The sequence below is a fragment of the Methylobacterium sp. Leaf465 genome (assembly GCF_001424705.1).
GTDB lineage: Bacteria > Pseudomonadota > Alphaproteobacteria > Rhizobiales > Beijerinckiaceae > Methylobacterium.
The window spans coordinates 1-11,436 of record NZ_LMRA01000024.1 but is presented as its reverse complement, the minus strand read 5'-3'; the positions used below and the strand labels follow the sequence as shown (position 1 = coordinate 11,436).

8 protein-coding genes and 4 pseudogenes are annotated in these 11,436 nt (G+C 61.9%); 4 read left to right on the top strand and 8 right to left on the bottom strand.

Features of this window, described 5'->3' with window-relative positions:
* Both ASG51_RS24765 and ASG51_RS14840 read right to left on the bottom strand, forming a co-directional pair.
* The coding region (locus ASG51_RS24765) for a hypothetical protein (protein ID WP_210168766.1) at positions 1 to 237 on the bottom strand (237 nt) is incomplete at its 3' end.
* A 2,664-nt stretch (positions 238 to 2,901) separates the two neighbouring features.
* Complete coding sequence (locus ASG51_RS14840) at positions 2,902 to 3,639, bottom strand: hypothetical protein (RefSeq protein ID WP_244480158.1); 738 nt, start codon at positions 3,637 to 3,639, stop codon at positions 2,902 to 2,904.
* An 860-nt stretch (positions 3,640 to 4,499) separates the two neighbouring features.
* Here ASG51_RS14840 and parA point away from each other — a divergent pair.
* Together parA and ASG51_RS14830 are read left to right on the top strand one after the other, a co-directional pair.
* The gene (parA, locus tag ASG51_RS14835) at positions 4,500 to 5,162 is read left to right on the top strand and encodes a ParA family partition ATPase (protein ID WP_056381633.1); all 663 of its coding nucleotides are present in this window, start codon (positions 4,500 to 4,502) and stop codon (positions 5,160 to 5,162) included.
* On the top strand, positions 5,159 to 5,461 hold the full coding sequence (locus ASG51_RS14830) for a hypothetical protein (RefSeq protein WP_056381632.1): 303 nt from the start codon (positions 5,159 to 5,161) through the stop codon (positions 5,459 to 5,461). Before parA ends, ASG51_RS14830 begins: the two co-directional genes overlap by 4 nt.
* Before the next feature lie 376 nt (positions 5,462 to 5,837).
* Here the strand turns inward: ASG51_RS14830 and ASG51_RS14825 are convergent.
* The 4 genes and pseudogenes from ASG51_RS14825 to ASG51_RS14820 form a co-directional block, all read right to left on the bottom strand.
* A pseudogene (locus ASG51_RS14825) lies at positions 5,838 to 6,368 on the bottom strand (response regulator transcription factor); the annotation flags it as partial.
* Position 6,369: 1 nt separating this feature from the next.
* Positions 6,370 to 6,509, bottom strand: a pseudogene (locus ASG51_RS25110) (hypothetical protein); the annotation flags it as partial.
* Between the two features lie 456 nt (positions 6,510 to 6,965).
* Positions 6,966 to 7,082, bottom strand: a pseudogene (locus ASG51_RS25105) (SOS response-associated peptidase); the annotation flags it as partial.
* Positions 7,083 to 7,162: 80 nt separating this feature from the next.
* Positions 7,163 to 8,515: an alpha/beta hydrolase gene (locus ASG51_RS14820; protein WP_244480157.1), complete on the bottom strand. Its 1,353-nt coding sequence runs from the start codon at positions 8,513 to 8,515 to the stop codon at positions 7,163 to 7,165.
* A 396-nt stretch (positions 8,516 to 8,911) separates the two neighbouring features.
* Between ASG51_RS14820 and ASG51_RS14815 the strand changes: the two genes are divergently transcribed.
* Complete coding sequence (locus ASG51_RS14815; RefSeq protein ID WP_056381637.1) at positions 8,912 to 9,379, top strand: MucR family transcriptional regulator; 468 nt, start codon at positions 8,912 to 8,914, stop codon at positions 9,377 to 9,379.
* A gap of 75 nt (positions 9,380 to 9,454) precedes the next feature.
* Here ASG51_RS14815 and ASG51_RS14810 read toward each other — a convergent pair whose 3' ends face one another.
* Complete coding sequence (locus ASG51_RS14810; protein ID WP_056381625.1) at positions 9,455 to 9,838, bottom strand: VOC family protein; 384 nt, start codon at positions 9,836 to 9,838, stop codon at positions 9,455 to 9,457.
* A 360-nt stretch (positions 9,839 to 10,198) separates the two neighbouring features.
* Positions 10,199 to 10,348 (bottom strand): annotated as a pseudogene (locus ASG51_RS25100) (HU family DNA-binding protein); the annotation flags it as partial.
* Positions 10,349 to 10,643: 295 nt separating this feature from the next.
* On the opposite strand from ASG51_RS25100, the gene ASG51_RS24230 reads away from it, so the two are divergent.
* Entirely contained in the window at positions 10,644 to 10,838 is a 195-nt protein-coding gene (locus tag ASG51_RS24230) for a hypothetical protein (protein WP_156389730.1), read from the top strand.
* Positions 10,839 to 11,436: the final 598 nt, after the last annotated feature.

The window sequence follows — 11,436 nt, the reverse complement described above, 5'->3', positions numbered from 1 at the left end:
GACCATGATACCGCCAACAACGGGCCCAAGAACCTCGCCGCCTTCTGCCAGCGCTGCCATATGAACCACGATCGCCCTGAGCATCAACGCCGTCGCTGGCGAACTCTCTTTCGTCGCAAGGCGGTAGGTGACCTGTTCCGAGGGCCCTATCAGTCGCAGTGAAGTCTGCCACATGCGATTGTCGGGGCAGTTGGCTCCGGTCAGCGTCAGGCCGTGCGAGATGCCATTGGCGTCCACTCGTGCTACGCACGGTACACAGCTGAGCTCCCGCCGGACGTTCCGCATACCATAGACGCAGAAGCTCTGGCCGAACGCCCATCGAATCTTGGTCATCAGCACTGAGGCTAAGTGTTTTGGTGCAGACAAATATTATAAGTGCATGATCTAAATATAATTTTATTACCTCAGTCCTGCCTTCCTCGTCTTACCAGCGGATACAAAGGTCAAGGTCGGCTGCTTTTTACTTACAAGAAATGCATTCCATGCACATTGCCCTAGGCGTTGAAGCGAAGTGCGTTCGGCTAAAGCATATTCCTTCAGCCTGAACCGGTCTGACTCCGTAAGAAACATAACAATCGAGACAGTCTCATCGAACGCAACCGGATTTGTCTGCTCTAATGAGGTTGAGATCTCCGGATTTACTTCAGGACGGATTACTTTCTTCAAATTACGCTGCTTTATCTTCTTTCCCATATGACTCTGCCCCTGATTAATATGCTCTTCAGAAAACAAGCATCCGCAGGTACGTGATCGAAGGTATGGCGGGCCCCAATACCCCCTTCCCCGCCGGCGAGATGCCCGCACCATTCCTTCCGATCTGATAATGTTTCTTTCAGGCCTCACCTTTGGACCTTTAAAGGCTTAAAGGTCTAAGCCTCGTAAGGTCTAACATTAAATTTCGAATTATATCTATAAAACAGCTAGCACTTGGAAATCGATGTGTCCATCGTGGCCGCCGGCGAAGCTTTGTGCTTCGTGCCAAGCTGGTTTAGCCTGTTGAATGTTTCGCAAGGGAAGCCGCGGACGTCTTTATCGGTCCGCTCAGCCTGCGGTCTGGGAGGCTAGGGAGGATAGCGGATCAGCCTTCAGCTACCCTCCCTGCGAGGGGCGCAAATAAATCTTCGTAAAATCAATGGCTTATTGGCGGCTAGGGAGGCTAGGGAGGATAGGGAGGCAAAATCCGACCTGGACCTTGTGAAGAGAGGGGGCTTGGGGGTCAGCCTGTTTTCCTTCTTCTCACATAGCCTAACTAGGATTTTGCCTCCCTATCCTCCCTATCCTCCCTAATCACAAATAAGATCTATATAAAACAAAGAGTTAGAGAAGAAAGAAATCTGGGAGGCAAGCGGTTTCCCTGCGGAGCTATCCTCCCTAGCCTCCCTAAATCGAGAAAAGTGATCCACACCGAGCTTTGCTGCCAGTCAGTGCGGCATCCTGCAGCTGTGGACAATTGCGCTGGTAAAACGGTCCTGGGAGCAGGAGCACGCCCGAAGGTGTCTGGAAGCGGTCGCTGGAGCAAACAGCGGTTGAGATAGGATCTATCACGCCGGATCGTCGGCTTCACGCAAGCCAGGAACGATCTCTGGTATGAAGGTGACCACGCAGCGTAGGTGTACGGGCGGAGCGCCCTTACAGACGCTGCGGATCGTACGGTAGGCCACCGGCGCGCGGCCTGGGGGTAGGGGGGGGTGTCCATCCCTGGCGAGATCCGGCCGCGGACCGGGTCTTTAGCGACCTAAAAACTCGCGCGAAATTGGCGAAAACTTTTTTGGCGCAGCTCTGTCAGGCCATCGCGATCCTCGGCGTAGCTCATCCGTGGAAAGGCGTTGGCATCGTATCTGTGGAGGCGCTCGCCATCCATGCGAACGGCATGATCCTGGAAGCCTGTGCCAGGCGCTTACCGTCAGCGCCGCCGAGGCTGTGTAGGCCAACCCTTCGATACACGTCGGAGACGGTCAGGATGACCGGTCAGGGCAGGCTGAAGGCTCCCCACCCCCAGGAAGTGCCTAGGATAGCCCCAGATCGCTCCAGCAGCCCCAAGGGCCACGTGGCGAGGCGCGCGCGGGTGCCTGCAGCATGTGGAAGCCTTCCAGACCATGCCAAGGCGACCCGAGGAGGCCCCCACGGGCCTGCGTTAATGGCACCGTCCCGGCAAGGGCGTCGAGACAGGTTTGCCCGCGGTTTGGGAGGCTGGCCCGGCCAGGGGGATGCCAAGGGGGTCGAGGGGGCACGGGGGAGCTGTGACAAGCCGCTTTGGCAGCCCAGGAGAATGGAATCTGCAGGTTGGCCTTCCCCGTACGATTGGCTGGGGATGGGCAGCTTAGGTCGAGGGTCTGTTTCCTCAACGCGTCGCTCCCCTTCCCTCGCTGGGTTCTACGCCGGCTGGGGAGCATCGTGCGGTGGTCCTGTGCCGCGCGGGGGGTGCGGGGGAAAGGCTCAGCCTCATGCCGCTCAGGGCGTACCAGGGTGCCCGAGCGAGCGTCCTTTTGGTTTCAGCCGGCGACCGCGTCAGCCGATACGAGGCGACGCAGGCCTCACACGCATCATGGATCCGTCGTCCGAAGGGCCAATCGCGACGCAGATGCCAAGCCTACGGTCGATCTCCCTAGCGGCAAGGTTCCCGGCCTCCCACGCCCGACCAGGATCGGTATCGTCAGATCGTGAGCGCAGCATAAGCATGGCGTTGGGATCCGGGTGAATGACCCAGGCCCATGCTTCCCATCCGCATCATCTGCTTCGACAGAGACCGAGAGTGCGTATGTCCGATTGTCGGGTACTGGACGATCCTGCCACACCACACCACACGATCGATAAGGGCCGCGTTCTTTAAATCGTTCAGCCGCCCGCGCCCCACGCATGGCTGCGCCGGGTCTGCCTGTCTGAAGAGGATCGGAGATCACGCTACCGATGGGCAAGGCTCTGCCGTTCCGGCAGCTTCTTGGAGGGTTCTGGCGTTAAATTCGTCCCCAGAGTTATCCCCTTATCCGTGGGGCGAAACGCTTTGCACCCTAGGGCCTTTGGCTGCGACGAGCCCTCAGCAACCACCGGGAACCCGCTTCGCTTCTGGGCCCCTCCCCGGTGGACCCAGGCCTGCCACTCGCGGCTGATGATGCGCACCAGGTTGGGCGAGTTCTTCCGGCCCTCGTGGCGCCGCTCCTCAATCGTCAGCAGGCCATCGCCCGCCGCGAGACGCAGAGCCCCCTGCGCCAAGCGCCGGCACACACCCGCTCGAGCGGCAATGGCGTCGATGCAGAGGCCACACACGCCCTTGTCCGCGACCTCGTCGCCGACGATGCGCAGGACCGCTCGCTGCCCCTCCGTGAAGCGTGCGGCGAGCTGGGGTGGCAAGGGACCCGAGCAGGCCAAGAGGCGGCGCCTCTCCAAGGATGCGACGCGATCGGGGCTCCTGAGGCTCCTGCGCGGCGGGAACAGGCTTGCCCGGCCTGTCGGGATGCCGACCGGCCGGATGCCCTCTCGGATCGCGCTGCGGCGTCCGTGGAGGCGTTCGGCCAGGATCTGGGCCTCCTGGTCGCCCAAGACCCCTGCCCCGTGTCCCTGCCAAAGCTGACGCGACAGCTCGTCCATCTGCGCGAGCGTTCGCGCACCTTCAATCGCGGCCTTCATGGCGGCGTGAAACATCGTCCCGGTCCCTTACGGGCCGCAGGCAGGCACAAGGCACGACTTCTCGACGTGAGAATTGGCGTTCTCACTTGACACCCGAGGGTGCTGTATGGCTTGTGAGGAGTTGGAAACAGGCCCCACAGCCTATCGATTTCGCGGCCCTCCAGTTTGGCGACTGGGGGGCCGTAGTCGTTTCAGGGTCTATCTCGCGGCGGTGATCTCTCCTGATGCCGGCGAACGACTCGTCCCTTAGGACGCGTGCAGCCAGACATGCCATGTCGCGTGGCCGGCATGGTTAAGTCAACGGCCGCACCGCTCCGTCCATCACGAGCAGGGAGCAAAAGCACCATGGCGAGAGATGACGCTGGCGCCTAGGATCGTCGGGACACGAAAGCTGCCAAGCAGCAGTCCCAGCCCCTGCCAGCGGCTGCGGTAGCGTTCTGGGCAGCGATGTAAAAATCAGGAAATCCACTTTTACGATTTTGTGGTGCGCGGCTGCTGTCAGGATCGCCTGATGCTCGCCCCCATAGAGGGACAGAGACAGGTGGCCCCGGCTCATCACCGAGCGATGCTGTACGGACCACGCACCACGGGTACAGCCGCCAGCATCCCAGTGGGATCCTGCTTCGCGGTCTACGCGCAATGGTGATCCTCGCTTTGCGCGCCGCCTGGAGGGCGGTACTTTCGCATCCGGAAGGCGTAAATACGATTTTGTGCGTCTGTGCCTTTCCAGAAATGTGGCCCTTGCGGCACACCGTTAGAACAAGCCGTTAACCAACCACTGGCAAGGTCGTGCTTGTGTGAAATCGTAATCCTACAGAAGCGGCTTTGCGGAAAATCGTAAATCCGGAAATGCGCAAATCCAGAAAGGCGGCTGCATGATCATCGGGGTGCTGAACCAGAAAGGCGGGGTCGGCAAAACGACCATCGCCACCAACCTCGCTGCCGTCTGCGCCAAGGCCGGCAGCCGGGTGCTGCTAGTCGACGCCGACCCGCAGGGCAGCTCGATGGCCTGGTCGTCCGCCCGGGAAACCGATCCGCTGTTCCCGGTGATCAGCATGGCCAAGCCGACCCTGCACAAGGACCTGCCGGAGCTGGCCGCCGACTACGACGTGGTGATCATCGACGGCGCGCCGCGGGTGAACGACCTTGGCCGTGCGGCGATCCTCGCAAGCGACGTGGTGCTGATCCCGGTCCAGCCTTCACCCTACGATGTGTGGGCCTCCGCCGACACCGTGCAGCTGATCCGCGAAGCCCAGCAGTTTAAGGAAAACATCAAAGCTGTTTTTGTGATTAACCGCAAAATCGTAAATACGGCGATTGGACGTGATGTTGCTAACGCATTGGAGCAGTTCGATTTTCCGGTGCTGCCCAGTGCCCTTTGCCAGCGGGTGATCTACGCTGAGAGCGCGGCACAGGGGAGGGCGGTGATCGAAACCGACGCCAAGAGCGAGGCCGCAATCGAGATGACCCAGCTCGCCAACGAACTCCAGCTGACCAAGGCCGGCAGCAAAACTAAGAAAGAAAGGAAGGCCGCATGAGCAAGGGTGGCAAGTCGGTATCGTTCAGGGTGCCAAGCTCGAAGCTGGCGACCGGTGCCGACGCCTGGATCGCCAACCGTGGCGCCGAGTCCGCGAGCGATCGGGAAGGGGGCACTGTGACCGCCCTGAAGCCCATCAAGGCTGCGCCGGCTGAGGCGCCAAAGGAGAAAATGTCCCGCTTCACCATCGACGTGCCAGAAAGCCTGCACCGTCGGGTGAAGATGCAGTGCGCCGCCCGCGGTCAGAAGATGGCTGACGTGATGCGCGACCTGCTCGAACGCGAGTTTCCAGCATCGTAATTGCGCTTATGCAGAAATCCGCCTTTACGATTTTCCGGAAAGCTGACGTGAGCGAAGCCAGTCCGCCTCGACCAGTTCGGGGCGCTGGGGCTGCACGCCAAAAACGACTAACTGCAGAGGCTCGCCGACACGTTCTGCGCCCGGACCGGCCGTGAGACGGTGGAGCTCAGCAAGAACGCCCCGAGCCGTCTCCGGCGCTTCTACAGCCGGGGCAGCCTGGCGGACCTCAAGGTGCGACGACGCGCGCAGTCATCGAGCCCGGCTCGGGCCAGACAACTCGATCTCTTCGCGTATGCCAGTCACGGATAGGGCGCTCAGGTCAGGGATTGTAGCCCTGTCCTAACCCAGAACGTGGGGGAGGGGCCTCTGTCGAGTGTCAGCCAGCCAAGGCGTGCATCTGCAGCGCACCCTCTCTAAGGGCATAGCCGCGGCCCCAGACGGTCTCGATGTAGTTCTTGCCCTGGCTGGCGTTCGCCAGCTTCTTGCGCAGCTTGCAGATGAAGACGTCGATGATCTTCAGCTCGGGCTCGTCCATGCCGCCGTAGAGATGGTTGAGGAACATCTCCTTGGTCAGCGTCGTGCCCTTCCGCAGGGCSAGCAGCTCCAGGATCTGGTACTCCTTGCCCGTGAGCTTCACGTAGCTRCCCGCGATCGCCACCGTCTTCTCATCGAGGTTCACGATCAGGTCGCCGGTGGTGATCACCGACTGGGCGTGGCCCTTCGAGCGGCGCACGATCGCCTGGATGCGGGCGACGAGYTCGTCCTTGTGGAAGGGCTTGGTCAGGTAGTCGTCGGCGCCGAAGCCGAGGCCCTTCACCTTGTCCTCGATGCCGGCCATGCCGGAGAGGATCAGGATCGGCGTCTTGATCTTCGCGGCCCGCAGCGTGCGCAGCACCTCGTAGCCCGANCCGGTCTCCCATTCCCGTTCGAGCTTATCGATCCCCTCCTCACCCAAATCCGTGGTGTAGGTGTTGAAGCTCTCGGACTTGAGCATCAACTCGATGCTCTGCGCGACAGAGGCGTCGTCCTCAATCAGCAGCACACGCATGGGCCAGGATYCTCCAAARGTTGAGGCATCCTGAACGCGCATCGGCAACAAACCGTTAAGGTTGCACCGCAGCCGGACATAACAACGGCCACGGACGCTGGAACGAGGTGCGCGTACATCCGGCGTCACCCTATCCCGGCATCGTGGCCGCATCCGATCGGGCCTTAGAGCCGTGATCGGTATGGTTCTGAGATGGGGGTCGTAGGGTTAATATTCAATGAAGCTGCCCCGCCGCCCGATCTGATCACGAGCCGGCGGGGAGGATCGTCCATCTCACAGCCGAGCCGGTACGCAACGTGGCTCGACGTCAGGATGCAGCCCTTCGGTTACCCGAAGGCTGATGGTCAATCGTCGTCGCGCGTGTCGATGTGGGAATGCGACAGCAGGAATGCGCCGCGTGTGCCAGGGCAATCAACTCCCGTGTCGTGACCGTATGCGAAAGGACATTGCAGAGCACTCCGGCGTCGTCAGCAGGACCGGCATGGCTTTCAGGTGGACCGGGCCGACGATACCGCTGGCCTCGCAGATCAGGAACGAGAACAGGCGGTGCTCCGCCTCCACGCGGTCGGGGTTCCACTCGACCGCCTCAAAAACAGATCGAACAATGCACGCAACTGGTCGCCATCATTTTCGACCCCGAAGAGGTTAAACCGCTAGCGCCCGCTGCTTCCGAGCGCACGCACCGGAGCGCCAGCGAGATCGACGGTCGATCCAACGGTGTCTCGCAGGCCAGATCCGACGTTCGAGAGGTGCTCGCCGTACGTCTCGCGGGTCTGGGGGTCGATCAGGGCTACGGGGGCGGCAACGGCCAGGGCAGCTCCGGTCGCCACCGTGGACGCGGCGCCGGCGGCCGTGCTCACCAGACGGTCGCCGATGCCGATCTGACCGTCCGAGATTGGCTGGCCGTCGGCGAGGCGCTTGCCCAGGAGGGCGACGACGTCGCCACTGGCGAACTTGCCGTGGTTGAGGGCGTCGGTCGACTTCACTGCGGAGAGATTCAGCACCGACACCTTTTCGCGCTCGAGTTGCGTTCGATAGGGTTCGACCGTCGGGTCGATGGCGCCGAGGCGGACGCTGTCGCCCCAGACCAAGCGGGACACCGCCAGGGCCTGGTCGTCGCCGGAGACCATCAGTGTCAGGCGTGGGCGGTCCTTGCCCATGTCGTGGAAGGCGGCGCGGGCAAGATCCATGTCGACGTCGGGGGCGGCCAGGATGACGTTGCGGATCTTCGGGGCGATCCGGCGGTCGCGGATGGCCATCTGGCGCAGGCTCTCGAGGGTCAGCCAATTACCCATGGAATGGGCGAGGATCGTCACCTCGCCGACATTCGGATCCTTCGCGAGGTCCCGCAGCAGGTCCTCGAGCCCGTTGCGCGAGAAGTTCGTGCTCTCCCGGTCATAGCCGTAGGCGAGAACGGATCCGCGCGATGGCCAGGTGAAGAGCACGGGCGCGACCTCGGCGCCGGAATCATGCACGATCTGGGCAAAGCGGAAGACGGCATCCTCGAACTTGTTGTTGAAGCCGTGGACGAACACGAGAACGTGGCGCTTGGCTGAACCCCGGACGGCGCGGTGCGTCCAAGCCGGGACCTTCGAGCGCTCGATCGGATCGACGCGCAGGGCGACGAAGTCGGTGGCCGGGTTGCCAGGGACCGCCTTTGGCCATTGGACCGAGCCCGGCTGACGGATGGCGTCAGGCGGGATCGAGACCGCGAGATCGGTGTAGGTCACCGCCTCGCCACGCTCGCCCGAGAACAGCACGCCGCGGTCGGCCGCGGACTTGCGGGTCGTAGCGACGAGCATATCGACGCGCGAGGTGCCCACAACCTGCCCGGCGCCGGCGACGGGCAGGAGAACCCCGCCGGGGCGCCCCGCGCAGGCCGTCAGCAGAGCGAGCGCCGTCACAGCGACCATACTGCCAGCCGTCACACGCCCGAACCCAAAGGCTCCGAACACCCGCATCTCCACGCCCATCTCGCTGGAAGGCTGGACGGGCGATTGGTTCACGCACCGTCAAGACCGAGACACGCTACGGTACGATTGCGGCGCCGGGCAGTCCGATCCGGCGGTTCTGGAACCGATGTGGCGAAGGAGTCACGAAAGCGGCAGCTTCTTCCCGGGAGCGCGTCACACGCACCGCTCGTCCTATTCTCCGCTGGGCCCCATCTCCCAGATGTTCCCTTGGCGCCCCCATGGCAGAACTGCTTCGGACCCGGGATGCCTGAGCGGAACACATCCAGGACGCATGCGCCGTCCGCTCAGCTCCCGCCAACCAGTCTTTGCCGGGATCGATCGCCGAGACCTTTCCAGCCCGCTCCGGGACCATCGGCCAAGGCAAAGCTTGATAATCATTCTTGGATGTACGATTACCCTCTGGTCGAGGCACAACAACAGAATAGCAGCATGTCCGAGAACATAGAAAATCAAATCGCCAACTTCGTCGAGCTCGCGGGCGATATCGTCTCCGCGTATGTGTCGAACAATCCAGTCCGGACCGCCGATCTACCGGATTTGCTCCGTCAGGTTCACAGTGCGCTTCAGGCGCTTGCAACAGGAGCGGCTACAGCCGCGCCGGAAGCTGAGATTGAGAAGCCGAGCGCTGCGCAGGTCCGCAAGTCGGTGACGCCGGAAGGCATCGTCAGCTTCATCGACGGCAAGACCTACAAGACCCTGAAGCGTCACCTCGGCATGCATGACTTCGACCCGCACAGCTACCGTCAGCGCTACGGTCTCTCGGCCGACTACCCGATGGTCGCCCCTGAGTATGCCGCGCGACGCTCAGAGCTTGCGAAGTCCATCGGCCTTGGCCGTGTCGTCGACCGGGGCGACTCCGCGGAGCCGAAGGCCACAAAGCGCACGAAGGCTGCGTAATTCGCCCTCAACGTCGTCACGCCGCTATCACCTGTTGGTATGGGCCCAATGGTCAATCGGCAGGTGGGAGCAGCTTCAGTCCGCAACCTTGTGGCGTGCGCAGAGCTTGTTGCCGTCTGGGTCGCGCAGGTAGGCGAGATAGATTCGACCCATCGGCGTTTGACGCTCGCCCGGCGGGTTCTCGATGGAAGTACCCCCGTGGGCGACACCGGCTTCGTGCCAGGCACGGGCCTCATCCGGGCTGTCCATCCCGAACCCGATGGTACCGCCGTTGGAGGCTGTCGCGGGTTCCCCATTGATCGGCTTGGTAATTACGAACCGGCTGCCGCGGTGCGCGTAGACCAAGCGCCCTAGAGCATCCGTCATGCCGGGTTCGCCGCCCATGACACCGAAGAGCGCATCGTAGAAGACCTTCGCCTTGGCCAAGTCGTTGCTGCCAATCACCATATGGCTGAACACGTCGTTGCCTCCCTCTCGTTGTGTCGCACGGCTAACCGCGTCCGGGGCTTCAGCTGCAGCTACGGCCTTCTGCAGCGTCCCGACATGATACGCTGCAGGATCGACGATCCTCCCCGCCAGCCCATGAGCAAATTGGGTGGCGGGGGCAAGTTCGGGTTACCGGCCAGTGCCGCTTGGTGCTGCACCTGCGCCGGTCCCCGATGTGCCCGACGATCCGCCCGCGGAGCCAGAGCCACTGGTACCCATACCACCGCCTGTATCGGATCCCATGCCGGTACCTGCGCTACTACCAGAGTTGCTGCCAGATCCACCGGTCCCGCCGCTCATTCCGCCTCCGCCAGATGCGCCGCCTGCAGCGGGCGCAAAAAATCTACGAAGCTCCATGCGCTCGCCCGCCACCAGTGCGTCGGAGATCCGTCCCAGGATCGTGTTTTCGATAGCCTCGGCGTCTCGCCTGCGAAGGCGCGGGTTCTCCTCTGCGATGCGGACGATCAACTCGAATTTGATCATGAAGAGAGGGAAGCACTCAGCCGAACCGCGTGGCAAGAGCGAGAGAACGGATGCCTCAGCAGGCATCGCTTCACGACCATGGCGCAGCGACGAGGCTTGACTCCGGAGCGCCAAATCCAAGCATCCGGGTTGTGCGCAATTAGATAACGCACAGATCAGGGATGGTGTATTTATGTCGTGTGGTGGATATTGTTTCGTTTTTCTTGAAACTTATCGCAGAGTTTTGTCATTAACGCTGACTGCCAACCAATCGCTTGCGCCTCCTGAGGAGGCCTCTTCGTCACCCGAGAGCATCATGCGTGAAGCTAACTACTGCCTGCCGCTCGAAGGCACGCCGTCTTACCCAATGCTCTATGGGATCGCTCGGGGCCTGGAGGATCTCTTCCCGGTCCCCGACCACCCTCATTTTTCCGACCGCGAGGCCGATGCTGGTGTCCCAGGGGATGCAGATGGAGACGACGTCGACAAAGGCATGCGTCGAGTTGATTAGCTACAGAACCATCTGCTCAACCGACTGGTAAGATCGTAGGCTTCACCTCAGCGACCGAACCACGACTGATGCCCTTCACGGCGTTCCGTTCGGGCTGTACCGCGAATAGCATCCATGAGGGACCCGCCGGCGTGGTTCTGGATCATGCATTGAGCACGCCAATCGGCATTCCATTCGTCCCCTCGATTCAAATCGATCGTCTACGGCTTCGCGGCCTTCTCGCTGGTTTTGGAACCAACAGGGCGGACGTGCGCTGTGGCGGCCATGAACAACATGGTAAGTAAAACCCTAACGCATTCTTTGAGCAATATGAGCTTCACCAATCTGACCTGAGTGTTGCGCATCTGCACTAGTGGTCAGGTCTGTCCTATCGCTAAGTTCACATCACACCGCACCGAGAGTGCGCATCAGACTTCCCCGGCAGACCGACCATGATCAAGACCCTCATCCTCGCAAGCGCCGCCACGGCCCTTCTCGCCGGCGCCGCTTCGGCCGCCGACCTTCCGCGCCGCGCGGCTCCCCCGGTGTTCGTGCCGGTGCCGGTGTTCACCTGGACCGGCTTCTACGCCGGTTTCAACGCCGGTTACGGCTTCGACGC

What these genes read in the sequence shown, in the direction of transcription:
- ASG51_RS14830 (WP_056381632.1), top strand. Translation starts at nt 5,159, where the DNA reads ATGAGCAAGGGTGGCAAGTCGGTATCGTTCAGGGTGCCAAGCTCGAAG.
- ASG51_RS24230 (WP_156389730.1), top strand. Translation starts at nt 10,644, where the DNA reads ATGCGTGAAGCTAACTACTGCCTGCCGCTCGAAGGCACGCCGTCTTAC.
- ASG51_RS14815 (WP_056381637.1), top strand. Translation starts at nt 8,912, where the DNA reads ATGTCCGAGAACATAGAAAATCAAATCGCCAACTTCGTCGAGCTCGCG.
- ASG51_RS14840 (WP_244480158.1), bottom strand. Translation starts at nt 3,639, where the DNA reads ATGTTTCACGCCGCCATGAAGGCCGCGATTGAAGGTGCGCGAACGCTC.
- parA (WP_056381633.1), top strand. Translation starts at nt 4,500, where the DNA reads ATGATCATCGGGGTGCTGAACCAGAAAGGCGGGGTCGGCAAAACGACC.